The sequence below is a fragment of the Desulfosporosinus orientis DSM 765 genome, from assembly GCF_000235605.1.
Taxonomy (GTDB): Bacteria; Bacillota; Desulfitobacteriia; order Desulfitobacteriales; family Desulfitobacteriaceae; genus Desulfosporosinus; species Desulfosporosinus orientis.
The window spans coordinates 4,281,745-4,305,463 of sequence record NC_016584.1 but is presented as its reverse complement, the minus strand read 5'-3'; the positions used below and the strand labels follow the sequence as shown (position 1 = coordinate 4,305,463).

Here is a 23,719-nt window from a genome sequence, read left to right as displayed (position 1 = left end):
TCATGCCGGTTAAACATGCCATTTTGGGAATTATTAAAGAAGGACCACGCCATGGATATGAGCTTAAAAACATTTTTGACCAACGGATAGGAAGTTTTTGGAATTTAAATTACGGACAAATCTATACGACCCTGGACAGACTGGAAAAAGAGGGGTTGGTTGAGGGCAGGGAAGAAGAGCAAAATTCCCGGCCGGACAAGAAAGTCTACGCTATTAGTCCGAAAGGGATCCAAGAGCTGACCCGTTGGCTTCAAGAACCGGCAACCAAACCAAGGCCTCTGCGGGATGAACTTTTTATCAAACTTTTGTTTATCAGCCAAGAGAATCTTGAGCTGGCACTCCGGCTGACTGAACGGCAGACTCAAATATACATGGATCAGATGAGAGAATTAACGGAAACCAAGTACCGCCTGGCTAAAGAAGGGATTAACCGGGAGAATGTGATAACGGACCTGCTCACGGATGCGGCCTTGTTTCATGCCGAAGCTGATGTTCGCTGGCTGAGACATGTGGAGACTAAGATTCTTGAGTATGCCAAGATGTAGAGAGGATCAATCATCATTTTTCAGCGAGAATGCAGGGATAATTTTATGGTTCGAGTAGGTTAAAGGTTAAGCTTGGAAAGGAGGGAGCCAGGGAGAGCGGTAAAATAGATACTTGGACCATAAGAAATAAGTCACGATCTGGGATCAGAAGGGGGAAGAACGATGTCGGATAATTTTGCCGCCGCAGGGCTGCTGCTCGCTTTTGCCATAGTCCTGCCCATTGTGGTTATGACTGTGGTCCATTGGCTGGCACCCCATAAGCCCCATAAGGAAAAGCTGACAACTTACGAATGCGGTAATTTGCCAATTGGTAAGGCTTGGATTGGATTCAAGATTAATTATTTTCTTTATGCTCTCGTCTTCGCCGCTTTTAGCGTAGAAAGCATTTTTTTATATCCCTGGGCCCTAATGTACCGTAAGTTGGGAACCTATGCTCTGGTGGAAATGTTTATCTTCATGATTATTCTCATCATTGGCTTTGGGTACGCTTGGAAAAGAGGTGCTTTAAAATGGATGTGAAAAAAGAAAAAGAGCTGCGGGATGCTGAAGCCGCGTCGGAAAAAAATATTTTGCTGACCAGCCTGGAAAAGTTTCTCAACTGGGGCCGTGTACATTCTTTTTGGCCCGCATCCTTCGGGCTGGCTTGTTGTGCCATTGAAATGGCTTCAACCGGAAATCCCCGTTATGATTTATCCCGTTTCGGCTATGAGGTATTCCAGGCCTCACCGCGCCAAGCGGACCTAATGATTGTCGCGGGAACTTTGACCAGAAAAATGGCTCCGGTAGCGCGGCGTATCTATGATCAAATGCCGGAGCCAAAATGGGCCATTGCCATGGGCAATTGTGCCTGCTCCGGAGGACCTTTTGCAGATTCTTATGCAGTGGTGCCGGGAGCGGACAGCATTGTTCCCATCGATGTCTATATTCCGGGCTGCCCGCCCCGGCCGGAATCCTTGATTTTTGGTATGCTGCAGCTGAAGCAGAAGATCCAAAATCCTGCTAAGGCGAGGTTAATTAATTATGGTAAATGATTCTTTGCGGGCCCGAGTGGGCGAGCTGGCAGCCAGAGTCAAGGGAGAGGTTGAAGAGAGTCTGGGCGAACTCGAATTAACCGTCAATCAGCAAAATGCTCTGGAAGCTTTGACAAAGGCCAGAAACTTTGCAGAAGTCCCCTGTGATTTTCTCCATGACTTATGCGGAATGGATCTGGAGGACCATTTTGAAATTGTCTACCAATTATCCAGCTTGGGCGGACCTCAGCGCTTACGGGTTGTTGCGAGGGTTGAACGGGAAAATCCTGTCATTGACTCAGTTACGGGCCTGTGGAAAGGGGCGGACTTTTTAGAGCGTGAAGCCTTTGATATGTTCGGAATCCACTTTCAAGGGCACCCTAATTTAAAGCGCATTTATATGTGGGATGATTTTGAAGGGTTTCCTTTGCGCAAGGATTATGTTACTGAGAGTCATGAACAGCGTGCTGTGATGCGAGTAAGAAAAGAGGGGGAATAGAGGTGGGCAGTTGTGATGATTGAAGGAACTCAAGAGTACGCTTTGAACATGGGCCCCCAGCACCCCAGTACTCATGGTGTCTTTCGCATGGTGGTTCATTTGGATGGAGAAGTGGTTACTAAGATAGAACCTAAAATCGGTTATCTTCACCGCGGTCTGGAAAAAATGGCGGAAAGCCGAACTTATACTCAGTTTATTCCCTACACGGATCGTTTAGATTATCTGGCGGGGCCCCATAATAGCCTGGGTTATGTTCAAGCGGTTGAAAAATTAATGGATATAGAAGTGCCGGAGCGTGCCCAGTACCTGCGCGTAATCTTTGCGGAATTGGGTCGGATTGCCAGCCATTTGGTCATGATCGCCAGCGGGTCTTTGGATATCAGCGGCTGGACCCCCTGGAGTTATTGTTTCCGTGACCGGGAAAGAATTCTTGATTTGTTTGAGATGACGGCGGGCAACCGCATGACTCCTAATTATTTCCGAATCGGCGGGGTCAGTCAGGATGTGCCCGACGAATTCATGCCGGCCCTGAGAAGTTTTCTTGAGGATATGCCTGAGATGCTTGAGGAGTATTACGGTATCTTTTTCGGCAATGAGATTGTTCAATCACGCATGAAGGGTGTGGGGATTCTGCCTAAGGAACTGGCGGAAAATCTGCTGATAACAGGGGCAAATCTGCGGGCTTCAGGAATAGGACATGATCTGCGCAAAGCTGAGCCTTACGGTATTTACGACCGCTTCGATTTTGATATCCCGGTATTGTATGGCTGTGATACCTATGATCGCCACTTAATGCGGCTGCTTGAGATTCAAGAGAGCAAAAAGATTCTCCACCAGGCCTTGAAGGACATCCCGGCCGGGCCGGTGCTGGCTAAGGTTCCCAAGGCAATTAAACCAAGCGCCGGCAAGGTTTATCATCGAGTTGAGAACCCTAAAGGGGAGATGGGCTGGTACATTGTCAGCAATGGGACGGCAAAACCGGCTCGGGTTCGCATCCGTGCCGGTGCCTTTGTTAATGTGCAAATGCTGCCTGCCATTGCTGTAGGCTGGAAGATCCAAGATCTTGTGACTATTTTCGCATCCATGGATCTCGTTTTAGGTGAGGTTGACAAGTAAGAACTTTGACCATGGGGGGAGAAGACAATGGAAGCTTTAGATAAGCTGTTTGTAAATATGGCGGCTGCCGTCCGTGGGCTATTTGCCGATCCCCATTCCCTGGGAGCGGATTTGACCATTAATATGATTCTGTTTATTGTGCTTTTTTTAGTGATGGTGGTGGCAGCTTTGTTTCTTAGTTTGGTGGAACGGAAATTTGCCCACTGGGTATCCCAGAGATCGGGTCCCAACCGGCTGGGACCCCACGGTTGGTTTCAATTTATTGCTGATGCGGTAAAAATGTTGGGTAAGGAAGATATCACTCCTGCCAATGTGGATAAATTCATCTTCAAGATGGCTCCCATGATGCTGGTAGGGGTTACCTTGATGGTCTTTGGCATACTTCCCTTTGGTGAGGGAATGGTGGCTATTGATCTGGACTTGGGTATTTTTTACTTCTTTGCAGTTTCATCACTGTCCACGGTGGCTATGTTAATGGCCGGCTGGGCCTCCAATAATAAATACTCTTTACTGGGGGGGCTGCGGGCGGTTGCGCAAATGATCAGTTATGAAATTCCCTTAATCTTTTCCTTGCTGGGGGTGGTTATGATCACTCAGACCTTTAATCTATCCTCGATTATTGAGGCTCAGAAGACTCTGCCTTTTATTTTTGTGCAGCCTTTGGCTTTTCTGATTTTCCTGACAGCCGGGATTGCCGAAACGAACAGGGCTCCCTTTGATCACGTTCAGGGAGAGCAGGAGATCGTTGCCGGGCCTTTCACGGAGTATTCTGGCTTAAGGTGGGGGCTGTTCATGCTGGCGGAATACGGCAATGTGGTGGCTACGGCGGTTATCGCTGTGACCATGTTTCTGGGCGGCTGGTACGGTCCGGGATTCCTGCCGGGGTGGCTGTGGTTTATTCTGAAAATCTGGTTCATAATCTTCTTAATGATGTGGATTCGCTGGACCTTTGTGCGGACGAGGATTGATCACCTGATGCATTTGGCCTGGAAGGTTTTGATGCCCTTAGCCTTAGTGAATATCTTTTTAACGGGTCTGGGTATTTATGTTTACGACTTGTTCAGTGCACGGATAGGAGGGTAAATGAGTGTTTGGCAAAGGTTTATTAAAAGGCTTGAGTATTACAATTAAACGTCTCTACGGACCCAACCTTACAGAATATTATCCTGAAGTAAAGCCGACTCTGCCTTCTCGTACCAGGAGTTCCCTGGCTCTTGACCCGGAGAAGTGTATTTCCTGCGGGCTTTGTGCCAACGCTTGCCCGAACCAGGTCATTGATTTAAGCAGTGAAAAGGATGAGAAAAACAAAAAGAGGCTAAAGACTTACCGGATGAACATGGGCCGCTGCCTCTTGTGCGGGTTATGTACGGAAGTTTGTCCCACTAAAGCCCTTAAACTTTGTCAGGTTTATGAAAATGCAGTCTATCATCGCGAAGAATTGCTTTGGGATATGCTGGCGCGTTCTCAGCAAGGGGATGGGGATAATTAGAAGTGCTTGTGTGTATATTATTTGAAAAAATATAAAGTCTACTTACAATACCTTGATCATCTAAGTATATTATACATAGATAATCAAGGTATTATTGCTAGGAGGCTTTGATATGAAAATCGACAAAGGGCTGATCGGGGGAGGCACTCTTTTGCTGGTGTTGTCATCGCTTTCGGAAAAGGACAGATATGGGTATGAGGTAATCAAAGAGCTTGAGCTGCGTTCTGATCAGACGTTTCAGTTTAGGGAAGAGACGCTTTATGATTAAGGGAGCGGTCTAAAGTGAACTTTATCTGAGAGTTTGTCACACTCATAAGCCTGACGCCATATTCTGTAAATAAGGAACAGAAAAATGGCGCCAGTGACAGCAATCCAAATTCGTCGGCGCTGACGAATTTGAACTAAGCCCAAGATTCTATTCCTCTTAAATGGGAGTGTGAAAGGAATTATAAAAGGAAGGTGTGACTTTTTTATTATTCATTATGCAATATATACTTTACATATTGAATAATAAAGTGTATACTAAACGTGAGCTAAAGGAGTAGATGAAGAACAAGGAGGGATGTTTTTTGAAAAATCTTAAGTTGAAGGCAGCTAGAGCGGCTTTAGATATGTCCCAGGAGCAATTGGCTCAAGCTGTTGGTGTAACGAGACAGACTATCGGAATGATCGAAGCGGGAAAGTTCAACCCATCATTACAGCTATGTATAGCCATCTGCAAAGCTTTAGGCAAAACTTTAAACGATATTTTTTGGGAGGAATACTAATGAAGGATGAAAGAATTCAACAGGCCCTCAATAAAATTAGAAGTGAAATGGTCATTATAATTTTGTTTGGTGTAGCATTATCGTTTCTAGTAAAAACATTGGTCTTTGACATGACTTTACAAGAGTGTATAACAGAATATCTGATTATGATTTTTTGTCCTATATACCAATTGATTAGAATGCATATGATGAAAATGAGTATTTACAGTGAGAAAGGCAATAAGCAATCCCTAAAAAATATGATTATAGTACTCGTTATCTTCTTAATTATGTTTGCCCTGGCTGTTATTAAAAAAATGAAAGAGTCTGCTGTTTACGACTGGCAGAATTCCATTATTTTTGTAGTCTTGTTTATAATTCTATTTACTGCAATCTTCATAATAACCAATAAGTTTAACCGGCATAGAGGACATGTTTATGAAAAGGAATTTGATGACGATTGATAATTTAGGATGAGAAAAGATTATAAACTTACATGGAAAAACGCTTTGCTTCCGTAAAACGGGTGCAAAGCGTTTTTTCAGTGGAATTATGAATTCTGTTAAAAATTATTAAGCTTTCCGGTACCGGCAAAGAGGTTTGCTGAGGTTCATAAGCTGACGGCTGATTGGTCTTATTCAATTGCTTACTTATGTCGTTGATAATTCCCCTCTTAGCGTTTTTTAACAGCTGTTTCTTTTGTTTGTATTTCAGGAATCCTCCCACTCCCAGAAGCTCAGCGTATTGTGCAAATTTCAGAAATACCAGGTTGCTCCAAATATAGCCGAACTTTTGTATACATTAGCAGATTAAAAAAGAGACCCTTGACCCTATAGTAACTATAGGGTATAGAATACGGAATATAAAGGGTAAGGATGACAACATAGAAAGACAAGGAAGGTAGCGATGGGGAAAAAAATCATCATTAAAAATGCCCGGGCCATAGTGACTTGCAATCCTGAAGATCAAGTGTTTTATGACAGTGACTTGCTCATCGAAGGACCGCAGATTCTGCAGATCGGCAAGGATCTGTCGTCAGAGGATGCCCAGGTGATCGACGGACGTGAGAAATTTGTTTATCCCGGTTTAATTAACACACATCATCATTTCTTTCAGACCTTTGTTCGCAACTTGATGACCATTGATTATCCCAATATGCTGGTGGTTGAATGGCTGGACAAAATCTATCGTATTTTCCAAAAAATCAATTCCGAGGTTATCTACTATTCTTCCCTAACCGCAATGGGGGATTTGCTTAAGCACGGCTGCACCTGTGCCTTTGACCACCAGTACTGTTATACCCGGGCAGGAGGCAAGGAACTGGTGGACAGGCAGATGGAGGCTGCGGCACGCTTAGGTATCCGGTATCATGCCGGCCGGGGGACCAATACCCTTCCCCGCAGCCAAGGCAGTACTATTCCCGATGACATGCTGGAAACTACGGAGGAATTTATCTCTGATTGTGAGCGCCTGATCCAGCGTTATCACGATCCGGCACCCTTTTCCATGCGGCAGATTGTGGTGGCTCCTTGCCAGCCTATTAACAGCTACATAGAAACCTTTAAAGAATCCGTGGCCTTGGCCAGGTCCAAGGGCGTACGCCTCCATACCCATCTGGGCGAGGGGGAAAACGTCATTATGCAGGAGCGCTGGCAGAAGCGAACCTTGGAATGGTGTGAAGACATCGGCTTCAGCGGTCCGGATGTCTGGATTGCCCACGGCTGGGAGCTGTATCCCGAGGAATTCAAGCGGATGGGAGAAACGGGTACCGGAGTGTCCCATTGCCCGGCACCGGCAGTCTTAGGCGGTTTCCCTATCTTGGACCTGAAAGCCCTGGAGAAAGAGAAGGTAATCGTCAGTCTGGGTTGTGATGGTTCGGCCACCAATGACAGTTCCAGCCTCATGGATTCACTGAGAATGGCTTACCTTATGCAGGCTTATCACAGTAAGGAGAGAGGAGGATGCCTTTCCCCATACGAATTGTTAAAAATCGCCACGGTTAATGGAGCAAAAACCTTGGGACGAAATGATTTAGGATCATTGGAGGCCGGAAAAGGGGCGGACTTGTTTATGATCAACACAGGAGCCCTGGAACTGACGGGTACCCTCCATGACCCCAAGAACATTTTGGCCCGCGTAGGCGTAACCGGTCCGGTTTGGCTGACCATGGTAAACGGGCAGGTGGTGTTCCGGGACGGGCAGCTGTTGGGTGTTGACGAACAGGCTCTCACCGAGGAAGGGGAAAAGGTTTGTACGCGGGTGCTGCGCCAAGAATGCGAGGCCTTCCGCTAAAAATAAAAGGAAAAGAAAATAATGAGGAGGAAATTTCTATGAGAATTATTAAAGGTTTGGCCCTTCTAATGTGTACATTGATCCTGTTGACCGGCTGCGGCAGCGGCGGTACTCAAGAGGCATCAACAAAAGATCAGAAGATGAAAGTGGCCTTGCTTCTTTCCGGTCCTGCTAACGATCAAGGCTGGAATGCCACGGCTTTGGAGGGGCTTAAAGAGGCTGAATCAAAATACGGCTTGGAAACCACTTATTCAGAAAATGTCGGGGTTGCCGACACTGAGGCGGCCTACAATGATTATGCAGCCCGGGGATACGATTTAATCATCGGGCATGGCTTCCAGTTTGGAGACCCTGCGGTCCGTGTGGCTGAAAAATTCCCTAAACTCCATTTTATGGCGACGGAGTCCAATTCCCAGGCTGATAATATGGCTTCCTATGTCATGAGTTGTGAGCAGGGCGGATATTTAATGGGTATGCTCTCCAGCTCAATGTCCAAAACAGGAAAAATCGGAGTCATCGGGGGCATCGAGCAGCCCTCGATTGTTAAGGAGCTTGAAGCCTTTAAGCTGGGGGCAAAAAAAGTTAATCCCGACATAGTTGTTTATGAAATTTACCTGAACTCTTTTACGGATGTTGCTGCAGGCAAAGATGCGGCTCTGTCTATGATTGATAAGGGGGCTGATGTTCTCTACCATGTCGCTAACCAAGCCGGCACGGGAGCTATTAAGGCGGCAGAGGAAAAAGGCATATTAGCTTGCGGTAATTCCTACGACCAGAATTCCATTGCACCTGACACCGTTATGTGTTCAACTATTTACAACATGCCAACGGTTATTTTGACGGCTGTAGACGCTGTTAAAAACGGAACATTTAAAGGTGGAATTACTCATTTGGGTATGAAAGAGCATGTTGTTGACATTTCCTCTTATCATTCTTTCGAGGACAAGATCCCTGAAGAGACTAAGAAACTCATAGCAGACACTAAGCAACAGATTATCGATGGGACTCTAACCGTCCCGGTTATCGAGAAATCCACAAAATAGACATAACCATTTATGAAGATGTCTCGATGGATAAAGCTGCAAACTGTCCTGAGACATCTTCTTCTTTTTAGGGAGGATGAGTCATGGCTTTGCTTTCCATGAAGAACATCAGCAAATCTTTCTCGGGAAAAATGGTCAATAAGCAGGTTTCTTTCCAGGTGGAGCCGGGGGAAATTCATGCCCTGTTAGGTGAAAATGGTGCCGGGAAGACCACCTTGATGAATATTTTATACGGCATCTATACTAAGGACTCTGGAGATATCCTTTGGAAAGGACAAGAGATCTCCTTTTCCTCACCCAGAGATGCTATCGAATTTCATATTGGCATGGTACATCAGCACTTTATGTTGGTTCCTACCTTAACTGTATCCCAGAATATAACCCTGGGGCTTAAAGAAAAAGGCTATCCCTTTCCTGATCGCAAGGCACTTAACGCAACGATTAGGGAAGTTTCGAAGAAATACGGGTTGGAGATTAATGCTGATGCTTACGTTTCCACCTTGTCTGTGGGTGAACAGCAAAGGGTTGAGATTATCAAACTCCTCTATCGCGATGCTGAACTGCTGATCTTGGACGAACCAACAGCCGTACTTACGCCCCAGGAAACGGATTACTTTTTTGAGGTGCTGGGGAAACTTCGGGCGGATGGCCGCTCGGTGATTATTATTACTCACCGTATTCCAGAGGTTATGAGAATTACTGACCGGGTTACGGTTCTCAGAGATGGCTGTAATGTCGTAACTGCAAAAACCAGGGACATTAGCGAGGAAGAATTGTCTCAATACATGATTGGGCGGCAGTTGCATAGTATCCGGCGGGAATCCACTAGGAGGGATACCCATGGGGAAGGACTTGTCCTTGAGGCTGTAACATTGAAAGAAAACGGGATTGAGCGTCTGGATTCCCTTTCTTTGCAAATTGCGCCGGGAGAAATTGTCGGAGTGGCGGGTGTCGATGGCAATGGGCAAAAGGAGCTGGCAGAGGTGATTCTGGGCATTCGGAAACAAAGCAGCGGGAAGATCAAACTGGACGGCACCGATTTAAGCTCAATGAGTGTACTTGAACATAAGAAGCTGGGAATTGCCTATATTTCCGACGACCGTCAGAAGGACGGCTTAGTGATGGACATGAACCTTACGGACAATATGCTTCTGAAAACCCATACCGAGCCAAGATTTATCCGCCATGGACTGCTTAATGCCCGCTTAATTCGGGAAGAGACCCAAAAGGCAGTGTCAGAATATGCCATCAAAACCCCAGGGCTGAATACTCCTTTGCGCTACCTGTCAGGCGGAAACCAGCAAAAGCTGATTTTGGCCAGGGAGATAGCAGGTGATCCGAAAGTTATCGTGGCGCACCAGCCTACGCGAGGCCTCGATATCGGGGCAACGGAGTTTGTCCAGCAGCAGCTGCTCCAGCGCCGGCGGAAAGGGTGCAGTATTCTTCTCATTTCCGCAGATTTAGAGGAAATTCTCTTACTCAGTGATAAGATTGCCGTGATTTATAAAGGATGCTTCATGGAGATTTTTCCTAATAACAATGAATTGAATCTTGCCCAGATTGGTCTGATGATGGCTGGGGAAAGGACGGAAGCGAGGGAGGAAATACGATGAAACAGTCTGGAAGATATCTGTCTTTTCTCGGAATCACTGTTCTGACCTTATTTATCTCCATATTACTGGTTCTTTTGGTTGGAAGCAGCGTGAACCTGGCATTCTCCAGCTTTTTCTCCGGAATATTTGGTTCTGCTTATTCAGTTTCTGAAGTAATGGTAAAAGCCACTCCCTTAATCTTGACGGGTTTAGGTGTGGCAGTAGGATCCCGATGCGGGTTTATAAATATTGGTGCTGAAGGGCAGCTTTATATGGGGGCTATTGCTGTGACGGGGATTTCTTTTAGTCTCCATGGCCAGCCGGCCATAGTTCTAATTCCTGCAGTGGTTTTGGGAGGCTTTCTTCTTGGCGGAGTCTGGTCTCTTATTCCGGGCTTCTTAAAGGCACGGTTCGGGATTTCTGAAGTCATCACCACACTAATGTTTAACTATATTGCTTTGTGCATTGTCGGTATTTTGGTACGAACTTCCCTTAAGGACCCTGCCAGTTCCCTGCCTATGTCGGCCTACCTGCCGGAAGGAGCGACACTGCCGATCCTTCTGAGTGCAACACGTCTCCACGCGGGCCTCTTGATAGCTCTGATCTGTGTCTTTGTCATTTGGCTGTTGGTGTGGAAGACGCCCACGGGCTATGAAATGCGGTCCGTTGGCCTTAATCCCAGAGCTTGCCAGTGTGCCGGTATTTCTGTCTATAAAAATATCATCCTATCGTCTCTGATCAGCGGCGGTTTGGCAGGAATTGCAGGGGTTTGTGAAGTGTCTGGACTGCATCACAAGCTTCTGGAAGGAATCTCTCCAGGCTATGGTTATATAGCCATTATTGTGGCCCTGTTAGGGAAAGACCATCCTTTGGGCGTGGTCATCTCAGCCTTGGGCATCGCCGCCCTGCAAGTGGGTTCATTGGGAATGCAGCGTATGGCCGGTGTACCTACCTCTATTTCATCCATCATTATGGGGGTTGTCGTCTTATTGATTCTGGCTCGTAAAACGATCTTTCGCCGGTTTTTAACGGAGGAATAGGAGGATGGAAATGGATTCTGGATTTGTTGCCCTTGTAACCATGTATTTGGTCGCCTCAGTAAGAATGGCAACTCCCCTGATCTTAGCAGGGTTGGGAGAGGCTGTGTCGGAGAAAGCAGGGATTCTGAATATCGGGGTAGAGGCAATCATGCTTTCCGGAGCGTTTTTCAGCTTTATTGTCGCCTTTTTTTCCGGGAACCTGTTCTTAGGTCTTTTGACGGGTATTGCCGGGGGCATCCTGGTCAGTATGATCCATGGCCTGTTGAGCATTCATTGTAAAGCAAATCAGACCATTGCGGGGCTGGCTCTTAATTTTATGGTGATGGGGTTAACAAGTTTTCTGTTTTTAATTGTCTTTGGTCAGACAACCACCATCCCATCCTGTGCTATGTTCAATGAAGTTAGAATTCCTTTGCTTTCAGACATCCCTATAGTCGGTCCAGCCTTGTTCAACCAGAATATCTTTGTTTACATAGCTCTGGCGGGCATTGTTTTGACGGCTGTGTTCTTTTATAAGACAGAGTGGGGAATTAATCTCCATGCTGTTGGAGAGCATCCTCAGGCGGCAAACTCTGCCGGGCTCAATGTCTTTGCTATTCGCTATTTTGCTTGTTTAGTAAACGGTATATTAGGCGGTCTGGGGGGAGCAAGCATAACCTTGGGGCAGCTGGGTTTTTTCATGGAGAATGTTACCTCGGGAAGAGGCTATATTGCTTTGGTGGTGGTTATTCTGGGGCGGCGCAACCCGGTGGGGATTTTGGCTGCGGCCATGGTGATCGGGTTTTCCCAGGCCCTGCAGTACAACCTTCAAACCCTGGGCTTTCCTATTCCCACTCAGGTATTTTCCATGTTCCCTTACGCAGTGGCTGTCATTGTGCTTTTCTTATCCATTGGCAAAAGTATCGACCCGGCTGCCCTGGGTATCCCTTTTGAGCGTAATAAACGGTAACGTTGGATAGTCAGCCAAGAGAGGTGCTGTCAAAAAAACAGAGACATCCCCGAACAGAGGAAGAGCTCAGCATAGGCTGCCTTTTCCTCTGTTTTCCTTTTTCATCCCTAAGGGACATGGGTTGGCTATAAGATTCTGAACTTTAATGGGATTGGCAATATTCGTTTAATATCTGGCGTTCAATGGTTTTTTGGCATAAATATTGCGTTAGTTTACAAGAAACAACAATGAAAGGAGGTTATTCATGCTGGGAATTGTCCGGAAGTAAAAAGGGAAAAAGGGGATGGAAATATGGGATCAGCGTTAGAAGATGTAGAGTTTAATTCTTTTCTTAAGAAGTTAATAATTTTTGCCAGTGGCGGTCCTTTTTTGGATGGATATATCATGGTTATTATTGGCTTGGCCCTTACTCAATTAGGCCCTCACCTTAATTTGGATGTTTTTTGGACTGGGCTGATTGGGGCATCGGCCCTTGCAGGATTGTTTGCCGGGGGTTTGGTTTTCGGCTACGTTACCGATTTGGTCGGGCGTCAGCTTATGTTCACCATCGATCTTGTCGCTATTATAATCCTTTCAATTTGGCAAATTTTCATCACGACTCCCCTTGAACTATTTCTACTGAGATTTGCCATGGGTGTTGCCGTAGGTGCCGACTATCCCATAGCAACTTCCTTAATCGCGGAATTTACCCCTCGCAGGTACCGGGCTATGTCCATGGGCTTTATTGCGGGGATTTGGTATGTGGGGGCAACCGCAGCGGACCTGGTAGGTTATTTCCTGCTCGATGTAGACGGCGGTTGGCGCTGGATGCTGGGAAGCGCTGCCCTGCCGGCGATAATACTCATAATCGGTCGTATAGGCACACCGGAATCTCCCCGCTGGTTAATGAGTAAAGGGCGTATTGACGAAGCCCGGGTGATTGTGAAAAAGGTGTTTGGCCCTGATGCTGAACCTATAGCGGATGAACACTTCGAAAAGACCCAGTTGAGGAAATTTATTAAACTAGGGTATTTCAAAAAACTGCTCTTCGTGGTGATTTTATATACTGCTCAGGTTTTGCCCATGTATGCCATTTATACCTTTGGCCCTCAGATCCTAAATGCCTTTGGCCTGGGCTCAGGGAATATGGCTGTATTAGGGGATATAGTCATCAGCGTCTTTTTCCTGATCGGCTGTATTCCGGCGATGTTTTGGCTGGAATCCTTTGGACGGCGAAGACTGTGTATTCTCGGTTTTATTTTTATGACTATGGCCATGCTGGTTCTGGGCTTGTTCCCAGGTGCCCCCATAGTTATTATCGTTGGCGCTTTTGCCCTATATGCCTTTTTTTCCGGCGGACCCGGAATTTTGGAATGGCTTTATCCCAATGAACTCTTTCCCACGGAGATCCGGGCTACGGCCATAGGAATTGCCGTAGCCTTCAGTAAAGTTTGCACATTTTTGGCTATGTTTGTTTTGCCCTATAGCATCAAAGAATATGGAATCGGAACAACCATGCTTATTGGGGCGGGAATATCAGTTGTCGGCTTAGCTGCATCAATCCTTTGGGCCCCGGAGACAAAAGGTATGACCCTTTCCCAGGCAGCAAATGTGATCATTAAATAAAAAGTCCGGCTTGTCAGGTGCCGGTGTAAAATAGTGTAGAATTGTAGATTCTACACTATTTTACGTTATATATACACCCTAGGGGCATTTCAGGATGAGGAAATTGATTAAATAGGATTTACAAACGGAATTGGCCGAAATATTCGCAATTTTAGAGTTTTGATAGAGTATTTAAAATTCTATTTGGAAGAGTACCTTCCATGGCATGAATCTTGCGATAAATAGGGGCAGATGACAGGTCCTGTTGAAGAATTAAAAAATTCTAAAAGGAGGCAGAGTATAGCCCTCGCCGGCGAGACCAACCTATCCCGGACATTCATTGGCCATTACTTTTGGCAGTAGGCAATGGGGATCAGCACAGCAGCGAGAAAAAGGGGAATATAGAATGTAAGAAAAATCTTGTATAAAGGAGAATGGTGATGAGTAATGCACCAAAAACGGTGGAAAAGCTAGAGACTGATAAAATCCTGTACTTTGTGCCGATTATATTAATTATCGGAGTTTGTATTTATCTGGGCTTGAACTTAGAAAGGGCCAATGAGCTGATCAATATCTCCTTTGCCTTTGTGACGGGTAATTTTAGCTGGTTTTATCAAATATTTACCTTTGGCTGTTTGTTAGTTTGTGTGTACTTGATCGTTGGCAAGTACGGTAATCTTCGCTTCGGAGATGAAAAGCCCGAGTTTTCCACTTTCAGCTGGCTGTCGATGATTTTTACCGCAGCTCTGGGGGGATCGTTGGTTTTGTGGGCGACGATTGAACCCTTTTATTATCTGATGGGACCCCCCTTTAGTGTGGAACCTTATTCTTATGAAGCTTATCAATGGGCAACCAGCTATCCTTTGTTTCACTGGGGTTTTACCGGCAACTCTATGTATTGTGCCTTGGGTGCAGCCTTTGGCTATATGTTCTGGGTGCGCAAGAAAGATGTGAATAGGGCCAGCAGCGCTTGTGCTATGCTCTTGGGAGAAAAAACGACCAGAGGCTGGATCGGCAAGGTGATCGATGTCTTATTGATCCTCTCCATTGTGGGCGGTATAGCGACAACTCTGGGTCTGGCGACACCCTTGGCCAGTGAACTGATTGTATCCGTTTTTGGCATCCCGCGGACTATGACCATGGATGTCAGCTTGATCATTTTCTGGATCATCGCCATTTCTCTTTGCGTGTACAGTGGATTGCATAAAGGAATTAAATTGATCAGCAACTTTCGGATGTGGCTAATCTTTGCAGCTCTGGCTTATGTGTTTATTGTCGGGCCAAAAGTCTTTATGTTAAATAACTTTTGTGAAGGTTTAGGCAATATGATGAATGACTTCTTTAAAATGAGTTTTTATACAGAACCTTTTGCCAATAAGGATTTTAACGGTTTCCCTCAATGGTGGACTATTTTCTATTGGGCCTGGTGGGCCAGTTATGCTTCGCAAATGGGTATTTACTTTGCCCGGATCTCCAAAGGCCGTACCGTCAGGGAATTCTGCATCGCGATTTTAACCGCCACGGGATTGGGAGTATGGATTTTCTTTGCCGTCTTTGGCAACTACACACTACACACCTTTATGAATGACCGCCTGCCGCAGTTGGCGGACACCTTGAACAATTTGGGCAACGCCTCGGCAGTCGTTCAGGTCTGGTCTACCTTACCTCTGCCGAATGTCTTTCTATTCGTCATGCTGTTAATGACTTTGGTAGCGACGATTACCTTGTTAAACGGCACGGCCTACACCTTGGCTATCCTGAGCACCAAAAAGATAACTGGAGAGCAGGAGCCGCCCGGTTGGAACCGGATATCCTGGGTATTAGTCTTAGGCATTTTAGCCTTGATTCTCATGGCTATCGGCGGTCTGAAAGCGGTTCAAACCTCCAGCGTTTTGGTATCCTTTCCCATGTTGTTTATTTTTATAATCATTATCGTTGGATTCTTCAAGGTGATTAAGGAAGATAACTGGGGCAACTTTCGGCGGGATGCGGCAAAAACTGTACCGGTTATTACTAAAGCTGACGCTGTAAACTCCGATGCTGAATCGATTTGAAAAAGAGGCTAAATGAACTTTATATCAACAGTATTGCCGGGGTCGCCCCGGCTTTTTACAGTTTCAGGTGTCCGTTTTCAAAGTGTCGATTCCCCGGAGAATACTTCAGGTGATTCAAGCGCTCCTAATGTGAAAAATTAAGTTAGCGGCTTTAAATTACTATCTATATTAAGCGCCTTTTGTTATAATCCAATCAAATATATGAATTAAAAGATCTGTCTGAATTGTACAATAGCTGAAAATATGAATATTACCCATAAATTCATATTGATGTGAGCGAAAAATTTGATGTAAAGTAGGTGGCCTAATGGCAAAGAATAGCTCTTTGATTAAAGACATGTTTGGAGCATTCATTTCGGATATACATCAGGGATTAGCCGTTATTGATTCAGCAGGTAGAGTAGAGATTTGCAACTTGACTTTTGCTAAATTATTTGGCAAAGATCAAGCCCATTTAATCAATAAGAATATTTCAGAAATTATTCCCGGATTTGACGAGAGTTGCCATGGAACTGAGACCTTTGTCAATCTGCGCCCCGATAAAAGCTTTTGTTTAAAAACACTGCCTTGCGGTAATGAAACCCTTGGTTCATTTTTTTGGGTCATAGTGCAAGACGAGGATCAAGATAAGGAAAAAACCTTGTTTTTAAATGAGGCCTTTAAAAAGATTCTGGATAATATCGACGAAGGGGTAATGGTGGTTGACGCTGAGAGCAGAGTCGCTTACTGTAATAAGGTCCAGTTAGAATTTGACGGCCTGGAACTTGATAAAATTATTGGGCGGAAAACCTCGGAAGTTTATAACTTTGCTCTGGAAGTCGGTACTCTGAAGAAATGCATAGATTCGGAAAACTACTTCGGTCCTTATGTTCAGTACTACTGTTCCAGCTATGGTCAGTACATTCGTGTCACCGGAAATAATTATCCCGTCAAACAAGGAGAAAAAACTACGGGAGCAGTCGCTGTCTACAGAAACCTGCAAGAGAGCGAAGAAATGGTTGCCAAAATAATTAACCTGCAAAAAAGGTTGAATCTTGAGCAGTCGGATTATCTAAGCGTCTTAGTCAGTGGTTCGTCAGCCAAAGAGCGGAAATTTACTTTTGAGGATATCCTGGGCGACAGCTCCCGTATTCATGACAGTATTGCCTGGGCGAAGGGGGCGGCTAAATCCGATTCGCCGGTTTTCATTTATGGGGAAACCGGTACCGGCAAGGAGATGTTTGCTCAGAGCATTCATAGCAGCAGCTGCCGCTGCCAAAAACCCTTAGTGTCCATTAACTGCGCTGCCATTCCCGAAACCTTGCTTGAGGGTATCATTTTCGGTACCGTTAAAGGTGTGTTTACCGGCGCTATCGACCGCAAAGGCTTATTTGAGGAAGCAGATGGCGGCACCCTCTTTTTAGATGAGATCAATTCTATGCCCCTCGGCCTGCAGAGTAAATTGCTCCGTGCCCTGGAAGAACGAAAGATCCGGCGGCTGGGAGGTAAGAATGAGATTCCTGTGGATGTCCGCATTATCAGTACCTGCAATATCGAACCTCTGGAACTCATCCAGCAAAATCTCTTGCGCAGCGATTTATATTTCCGGCTGGCCGTCATTAATTTGGAAATCCCGCCTTTGCGGGAGAGGAAAGAGGATATTAATCTCCTGGTCCGTTTTTTTGTGAAGAGTTTTAATCTGAAAATGAAAAAGAATATTTGTGAAATCTCCCCGGAGATTTTCAAGCACTTGGAAAGTCTCGATTGGCCAGGTAATGTCAGGCAGCTGAAACATTGGATTGAATCGGCGATGAATATGATTCCTGAGGATGAACCTGTTTTCAGCAAAAAATACATGCCCCGGAATTTCAAATCCTTTATGGGTCCCATCTCTTTAAACAATGAAAAGATAAAGCAGGAGGAAGTGTTTGCTGAAATCAAAGAGCAGGAACGTGCCCGGTTGATCAAGGCTTTGAAACAGCATGGTGGTAATATCACCAAGGCGGCCAAAGAATTGAATATCAGCCGCCAGGTCCTTTATTATCGCCTGCATAAACTGGGTATCAAATAACCCGGTTGTTTTTAAAATCGAAAAGCAGTGTAGATATATGTAGAAAAGTTAATGCTACATATTTCTACACTGCTTTTTTCTATTAACTGATTGCTTCGTCCACAGGAGCGAACCCATGGCATGGAGAGGCGGTACAGCCCACAAAGCGGCTGCGGGGATTGCGCAGCCACGGTTCACTCCATGTACTACCCGGAGGTTTGGCTTAAGCTCCCGCATCCGCGAGTGGGCGAGCCTTGGAATGCTGGGTGAGGGACGTGGACGAAGCTGCCCGACCCGGGAGAACTCCCGTTTTCATCCTCTACTGGTGCCGTGGCAGCGGTAGGAGCGGCTACAACAATTTCGATATTAAGAAATTATCCAAATCTTTTCACAAATATACTTTTTGGTATAACTTTTGCTACAGATAAAAAGCAGATAGCAGCTGTTATTAATAGAAAAAGAATCGGAACGGAGGTTAGAAAATGTCCAGAAATGCTCATGCCAGCTATACCAGATCGGGCAGCTTGGGAGTCAATGTTTTTTCAGGGGATGAGCTTTACGCTATTCATTGCTCGACTCTCGATGTGTTACAGCATGTAGGCGTGCGGGTGGATAGCAAGGAAGCTCAGGAAATCTTCTGCTCGGCAGGGGCCACGATGGATGCTAAGTCCAATATCGTGAAAATCCCTCCCTATATTGTTGAGGAGGCAGTCCGCTCAGCACCCAGCACTATTCTCCTCGCGGCCAGGGATCCCAAGAAAGACTATATTTTAGAAAGCAACCGGGTGGGATTTGTCAACTTTGGTGAAGGGGTCAATGTTATTGACCCGGTTACCAGACAATATCGCCGCAGCAATAAGCAAGATGTGGCTAATGCTGCAAAGATGAGTGATTACCTTTCGGAAATGGATATCAGCTATCGGGCGGTAGTGGCCCAGGATTTCCCGGGCCCCGTACAAGCCCTGCATAATGCGGAAGCCATCTTCCCCAATACAAGCAAACACTTTTTTATCGGGGCAGATGGGGTAAGCAATGCGCGGAAATTGATTGCCATGGCGGCAGCGGTGGCAGGCGGCCGGGATCAGTTGAGGGAAAGACCCTTGATCAGCTTTAATGTCTGCCCCACCAGTCTGCTCAAGTTGATTCCCGAATGTACGGACGTGGTGATTGAAGCGGCGCGGGCAGGAATTCCGGTCAATATCATCTCTATGGCTCTGGCGGGTGCCACTTCGCCGGTGACCCTGGAAGGAACCCTGGTTACCCATAACGCAGAAGTATTGAGTACCGTCATTCTCAGCCAGTTGGCCTGCAAAGGAGCGCCCTGCATTTACGGGTGTTCAACGACGATCATGGATATGAGGCACACTACGGCGCCCGTTGGCTCCCCTGAGCTGGGGATGATCAGCGCGGCGGTAGCTAGGATGGCTCAGTATTACAATTTACCCAGTTTTGTTGCCGGCGGATAGGCAGACAGTAAAATACCCGATGCTCAAGCTGCTCATGAAAAAACTCTGACAGGTCTCCTCGCTGCCCAGGGCGGCGCGAATCTGATCTATGGAGCGGGCATGCTGGACATGGGAATGACCTTTGACTTTGCTCAGTTTGTCATGGACAACGAAATATTTAAGATGATCAGGAAAGTCCTGAGTGGATTTAACGTATCTGATGAGAACATGGCTGTGGATATAATCAAGGAGATTGGTCCCGGCGGCGAGTTCGTCAGTCATCAGCATACCTTTGATCATTTTAAGAAGGAGCAGTCCCAAACCAAATTGTTTGATCGGTCCATGCGGGAAACTTGGGTGCTTGAGGGAGAGACAAATTTGACGGACCGGGCCTATGCTGAAGCTAATTTTATTTTAAACAATCATAAGCCTCTGCCCTTGGCTGATAGTGTGATGCAGACCATTCGAGATATCGTAAAGGAAGCGGAAAAAGAATACGGGGTAGCGGAAGAATAATTGTGACGCCCCAAAAAGAAAGCGGAGGGATTAGCATGGCTAATGACGAGATTTTGCAGAAAATTATTGAAGGTGTTCGTGAAGGCGACGCAGCCCAAGTACCGGAGTGGACAAAAAAAGCAATTGCCGCCGGGATCGAACCCCTCGTGGTGATTAATGAGGGCCTGACTAAAGGAATTCAGGCTGTAGGCGCCTTGTTTGCCAATGGAACCTACTTTTTGCCGGACTTATTGTTGGGTGCCAAGGCCATGGATGCGGGAATCAAAGTAATTGAGCCCTTAATGGCCGGTCAAAAAAGGGAGTTTTTAGGCCGGGTGTTAATGGGAACCGTGGAAGGCGATTTGCACGAAATCGGTAAAAATATTGTCATCATGATGTTAAAGACAGCAGGATTTGAAGTGCGCGACATAGGGATTGACGTTCCGGCTAAAAAGTTTATCGAGCAAACCCTGGAATTCAAGCCTGATATTATTGGAATTTCCGCCCTTTTAACAACCACTGTCGGGCGGCAGAAAGAGATTATTGAACTTCTGCAGGAAGAAGGTCTCAGAGACAAGGTTAAGGTGATGATAGGCGGAGCACCTATCAACCAGAATTGGGCTGATACTATTGGAGCCGATGGCTATGCCGAAGATGCTTCGGTAGCTGTTGAAGTTGCCAAACGGCTTCTGGGAGCGTAGTTGGGGAATTGACTGGTAGTTAAGAGAAAATGGAGGGAGAAAAGATGAAATTCGAATACTATTCAGAAGCGCAACTTTTACAGGTACATGAAGCAAGCCTTGATCTCTTGAAAAAAGTGGGAATCAGCACAAGTTCAGAGCGATTCCGGACCTTGCTTTTAGATCACGGCTGCCTTGAAAAGGGTAAGAGGATTCTTTTCACTCAGGATGTTATTGACAAAGGAATGAAGTCAGTACCGGCTGTTTTCAATCTCTATGGCAGAAATGACCTGCATCAGTTGGAAATCGGCAGCAAAAAAGCATACTGCCAGACCTTGGTCGGAGCACCGTCGGTGATTGATATCGAGAGCGGGGAGCGCAGGGATGCCTTGCTCAAGGATTTAGAGGATATCACCCGCTTGGCGGATGCCCTGGACAATGTCCATATTATTTCCCCTCTTTTTCCCAGGGATGTGCCTCAGGAAATCATTCTCACGGTTGAGACGGCTACCTGTCTGCGCAGTACTTCCAAACCTCTGAGTATTTGCGTGGAATCTTCCCGGGAGTTGAAATTTATTATCGAACTGCTGGTGGCGGCGGCAGGCAGCGAAAAGGCCCTGAGGGAAAAACCCTTGGCCACTTTGCCCGTTTCGCCGGTTAGTCCGTTGGGCTATGGCTTCGATCCGGCGGAAGCCCTTTTGGATGTAGTTGAGGCTGGCCTGCCTTTAGGCGTGGAGCCTTGCCCGCAAATGGGAGCTACCGGCCCCATGAGTATGAATGGCCTTGTGGCTATGCACAATGCCGAAATCCTGGCGGGCGTGATTGCGGCCCAGCTTTACAAACCGGGCTGTCCTTTAACCATGTCCTCACGGGCTACATTTATGGATATGAGGACGGGCCTTGGTTTATGGGCCATGCCGGAAATGGGTATGATGTCTGCAGGGCTGAATCAATTGGGACGTTATTATCAGATTCCCGTTGCTCCCGGCGGATATTGCGGAAGTTCAAAGATTGCCGATATGCAGAGCGGGTATGAACATCTTTATAACGCTTTAATGGAGGCGCTGGCCGGCAGTGATATCATTGGCTCGGCAGGTTCTCTGGATAATGCCTTAGTAGAGTGTTACACCATGCTGGTCATGGATAATGAGATCTCTTCCGTGGTGCAAAGAACCATCAAAGAGTTTGAAGTTAACGACGACAATTTGGCAGTGGATGTTATCGCGGAGATAATTGAGAACAACGATAATTTCCTCGGCCATCCCCACACCAGAAAATATCTGCGTGCCGGGGAACTCTGGGTACCGACTATTAGTCAGAGACAAACCTTCGAACAATGGGCGGTTAAGAGCCAGAAAGTTGAAGATATAGCTAAAGAAAGGGCTAAGAACTTAATAACGACACATCAACCGGCACCTCTAAGCAGCGAAGTTGAAAAAGAATTCACAAAAATAATTGCTGATGCGAAAGAAGCCTTGATGTAAATAGGAAGGTTAAAGTTTACAAGGAGGAAACAGGGAATGGCAATTTATGCGGAACTTGCCCAAAGTGTTATTTCAGGCCAGAGGGATAAGGTTAGGGAGCTGGTTTCCAATCTTATCGCAGCAGGAAATAGTCCGTTGGAGATCGTAAACGAGGGTTTAATTGCCGGAATGGATGTAGTAGGAGTTCGCTTTAAGGCTGGGGATATGTTTGTGCCGGAAGTGCTCATGTCCGCCAAGAGTATGACCGGCGGGCTGGAGATTCTGAAACCCTTAATTGCTGCCGGGGATCAAAAAAGCAATGGCAGGATTCTGATTGGGACGGTAAAAGGAGATCTTCATGACATCGGCAAAAACCTGGTCAGCATGTTGATGGAAAGTGGCGGCTTTGAAGTGATAAATATGGGAGTGGATATCTCCAGTGACGACTTTATTGCCGCCAGTGCTGAGCATAAACCGGATATCATTGCCTTGTCGGCACTTTTAACCACAACCATGCCGATGATGAAAGATGTCATTGATCTTTTAACGGAAAAGGGTTTAAGAGACAAGGTTAAGGTCATTGTCGGGGGAGCGCCGGTTTCCCAGGAGTACGCAAACATGATTGGAGCGGACGGTTATGCCCCGGATGCCGGCTCGGCGGTAGAGCTTTGCAGGCAGCTTCTGGCGCTGTAAATTAAACCTTACATGAGGAGGAAATCAAGTGATCATTGTCGGAGAACTGATTAATGCCAGCCGCAAAGTCATTGGCGAGGCCATTAAAGCCCAGGATATCGAATATATTCAAAAGGTGGCCAGGGATGAGTTCGCGGCGGGGGCAAATTATATAGATGTTAACGCGGGGATCTTTGTCGGTAAGGAGATAGACTACCTGCAATGGCTTGTCAAAGCCGTTCAGGAGGTAGTGGGTGCGCCCTGCTGTCTCGATAGTCCCGACCCCAAGGCGATTGAGGCCGCCTTATCCGTTCATAAGGGTATTGCTATGATCAATTCCATATCCCTGGAGAAAGAACGTTATGATGCCTTGATTCCTGTCGTTGCGGGTACAGACTTAAAAGTTGTAGCCTTATGCATGAGTGATGAAGGAATGCCCGAAACTATGAATGATCGGCTGAAGATTGCCGATAAGCTCATCAATGGGCTGGTCCAAAACAATGTGTCTCTTGATAATATCTATGTAGATCCCTTGGTTCAACCAATCTCTGTGAACAGTACCTTTGCTGCGGAATTTATCAATTCTGTTGAGGCCATTATGACGCAATTCAAAGGAGTTCATACCATGTGCGGCCTGTCTAATATATCCTATGGCCTGCCGGAGCGAAAATTCATGAATCACGCCTTTGCCATTATGGCGATTACGAAAGGGCTGGATGGTCTAATAATCAATCCCTTGGATAAAATGATGATGGCAAGCCTGATTACGGCAGAGACACTGATTGGTCGAGACGATTATTGCGGCAGATATCTTAAGGCTTATCGCAATAAACAATTCGAGATGTAGAAGAACGTTAGAGGGCTGGTTGCAAACTCATTTTGCAACCAGCCCTCTATGCTTATTAAAGTTTTGCCTGTCTTGAGAGGGTCAAAAAATCAGAGGATTGCCTGTTCAGATCTTGCTGGTTATAATGAC

Annotated in this window: 23 protein-coding genes and 1 pseudogene; all 24 read left to right on the top strand. The window is 46.2% G+C overall.

The genetic code is table 11. The features are described from left to right. Positions 1-2 precede the first annotated feature (2 nt). The 24 genes and pseudogenes from DESOR_RS20055 to DESOR_RS19935 all read left to right on the top strand — a co-directional run bounded on the left by DESOR_RS20055 (position 3) and on the right by DESOR_RS19935 (position 23,590). Positions 3-545 (top strand): PadR family transcriptional regulator, encoded by a 543-nt coding sequence (locus DESOR_RS20055; protein ID WP_014186415.1) that lies wholly within the window; start codon positions 3-5, stop codon positions 543-545. Between the two features lie 162 nt (positions 546-707). Continuing rightward, a complete protein-coding gene (locus DESOR_RS20050; RefSeq protein WP_014186414.1) occupies positions 708-1,064 on the top strand; it encodes an NADH-quinone oxidoreductase subunit A in 357 nt (118 codons plus the stop codon). Further along, a complete protein-coding gene (locus tag DESOR_RS20045) occupies positions 1,055-1,576 on the top strand; it encodes an NADH-quinone oxidoreductase subunit B (RefSeq protein ID WP_014186413.1) in 522 nt (173 codons plus the stop codon). Before DESOR_RS20050 ends, DESOR_RS20045 begins: the two co-directional genes overlap by 10 nt. Continuing rightward, on the top strand, positions 1,566-2,054 hold the full coding sequence (locus DESOR_RS20040; protein WP_014186412.1) for an NADH-quinone oxidoreductase subunit C: 489 nt from the start codon (positions 1,566-1,568) through the stop codon (positions 2,052-2,054). Before DESOR_RS20045 ends, DESOR_RS20040 begins: the two co-directional genes overlap by 11 nt. A gap of 15 nt (positions 2,055-2,069) precedes the next feature. Then, positions 2,070-3,170 carry an NADH-quinone oxidoreductase subunit D gene (locus DESOR_RS20035; protein WP_014186411.1) on the top strand — a complete coding sequence of 367 codons (1,101 nt, stop codon included), beginning with the start codon at positions 2,070-2,072 and terminating at the stop codon, positions 3,168-3,170. Positions 3,171-3,197: 27 nt separating this feature from the next. Further along, positions 3,198-4,253, top strand: a complete 1,056-nt coding sequence (gene nuoH / locus DESOR_RS20030) for an NADH-quinone oxidoreductase subunit NuoH (protein WP_014186410.1) — start codon at positions 3,198-3,200, stop codon at positions 4,251-4,253. Between the two features lie 4 nt (positions 4,254-4,257). Continuing rightward, entirely contained in the window at positions 4,258-4,659 is a 402-nt protein-coding gene (locus DESOR_RS20025) for a NuoI/complex I 23 kDa subunit family protein (RefSeq protein WP_014186409.1), read from the top strand. A 112-nt stretch (positions 4,660-4,771) separates the two neighbouring features. Beyond that, the gene (locus tag DESOR_RS20020) at positions 4,772-4,927 is read left to right on the top strand and encodes a helix-turn-helix domain-containing protein (protein WP_014186408.1); all 156 of its coding nucleotides are present in this window, start codon (positions 4,772-4,774) and stop codon (positions 4,925-4,927) included. Positions 4,928-5,228: 301 nt separating this feature from the next. Then, positions 5,229-5,426: a helix-turn-helix transcriptional regulator gene (locus tag DESOR_RS20015; protein WP_014186407.1), complete on the top strand. Its 198-nt coding sequence runs from the start codon at positions 5,229-5,231 to the stop codon at positions 5,424-5,426. Continuing rightward, entirely contained in the window at positions 5,426-5,869 is a 444-nt protein-coding gene (locus DESOR_RS20010) for a DUF6773 family protein (protein ID WP_014186406.1), read from the top strand. The genes DESOR_RS20015 and DESOR_RS20010 overlap by 1 nt, the downstream gene beginning before the upstream one ends. 442 nt (positions 5,870-6,311) lie before the next feature. Continuing rightward, complete coding sequence (locus DESOR_RS20000; RefSeq protein WP_014186405.1) at positions 6,312-7,697, top strand: amidohydrolase family protein; 1,386 nt, start codon at positions 6,312-6,314, stop codon at positions 7,695-7,697. A gap of 38 nt (positions 7,698-7,735) precedes the next feature. Next, a complete protein-coding gene (locus tag DESOR_RS19995) occupies positions 7,736-8,740 on the top strand; it encodes a BMP family protein (RefSeq protein ID WP_014186404.1) in 1,005 nt (334 codons plus the stop codon). An 83-nt stretch (positions 8,741-8,823) separates the two neighbouring features. Further along, positions 8,824-10,353 carry an ABC transporter ATP-binding protein gene (locus DESOR_RS19990; RefSeq protein WP_014186403.1) on the top strand — a complete coding sequence of 510 codons (1,530 nt, stop codon included), beginning with the start codon at positions 8,824-8,826 and terminating at the stop codon, positions 10,351-10,353. Further along, on the top strand, positions 10,350-11,372 hold the full coding sequence (locus DESOR_RS19985; RefSeq protein ID WP_014186402.1) for an ABC transporter permease: 1,023 nt from the start codon (positions 10,350-10,352) through the stop codon (positions 11,370-11,372). The genes DESOR_RS19990 and DESOR_RS19985 overlap by 4 nt, the downstream gene beginning before the upstream one ends. A gap of 10 nt (positions 11,373-11,382) precedes the next feature. Further along, positions 11,383-12,321 carry an ABC transporter permease gene (locus DESOR_RS19980; RefSeq protein ID WP_014186401.1) on the top strand — a complete coding sequence of 313 codons (939 nt, stop codon included), beginning with the start codon at positions 11,383-11,385 and terminating at the stop codon, positions 12,319-12,321. Positions 12,322-12,612: 291 nt separating this feature from the next. Continuing rightward, the gene (locus DESOR_RS19975) at positions 12,613-13,926 is read left to right on the top strand and encodes an MFS transporter (RefSeq protein WP_014186400.1); all 1,314 of its coding nucleotides are present in this window, start codon (positions 12,613-12,615) and stop codon (positions 13,924-13,926) included. Positions 13,927-14,345: 419 nt separating this feature from the next. Continuing rightward, positions 14,346-15,959 (top strand): L-carnitine/gamma-butyrobetaine antiporter, encoded by a 1,614-nt coding sequence (caiT, locus tag DESOR_RS19970; protein ID WP_014186399.1) that lies wholly within the window; start codon positions 14,346-14,348, stop codon positions 15,957-15,959. Between the two features lie 307 nt (positions 15,960-16,266). Beyond that, positions 16,267-18,009 carry a sigma-54-dependent Fis family transcriptional regulator gene (locus DESOR_RS19965; RefSeq protein ID WP_014186398.1) on the top strand — a complete coding sequence of 581 codons (1,743 nt, stop codon included), beginning with the start codon at positions 16,267-16,269 and terminating at the stop codon, positions 18,007-18,009. A gap of 115 nt (positions 18,010-18,124) precedes the next feature. After that, positions 18,125-18,331 carry a hypothetical protein gene (locus tag DESOR_RS29490; protein WP_158309056.1) on the top strand — a complete coding sequence of 69 codons (207 nt, stop codon included), beginning with the start codon at positions 18,125-18,127 and terminating at the stop codon, positions 18,329-18,331. Positions 18,332-18,470: 139 nt separating this feature from the next. Next, positions 18,471-19,949, top strand: a pseudogene (gene mttB, locus DESOR_RS19960) ([trimethylamine--corrinoid protein] Co-methyltransferase). 35 nt (positions 19,950-19,984) lie between these two features. After that, positions 19,985-20,629, top strand: a complete 645-nt coding sequence (locus DESOR_RS19950; protein WP_014186397.1) for a corrinoid protein — start codon at positions 19,985-19,987, stop codon at positions 20,627-20,629. 44 nt (positions 20,630-20,673) lie between these two features. Beyond that, a complete protein-coding gene (locus DESOR_RS19945) occupies positions 20,674-22,092 on the top strand; it encodes a trimethylamine methyltransferase family protein (protein ID WP_014186396.1) in 1,419 nt (472 codons plus the stop codon). Positions 22,093-22,128: 36 nt separating this feature from the next. Continuing rightward, positions 22,129-22,764, top strand: coding sequence for a cobalamin B12-binding domain-containing protein (locus tag DESOR_RS19940; protein ID WP_014186395.1), 636 nt, complete (start codon positions 22,129-22,131; stop codon positions 22,762-22,764). A gap of 28 nt (positions 22,765-22,792) precedes the next feature. Next, positions 22,793-23,590 carry a methyltetrahydrofolate cobalamin methyltransferase gene (locus DESOR_RS19935; protein WP_014186394.1) on the top strand — a complete coding sequence of 266 codons (798 nt, stop codon included), beginning with the start codon at positions 22,793-22,795 and terminating at the stop codon, positions 23,588-23,590. Positions 23,591-23,719: the final 129 nt, after the last annotated feature.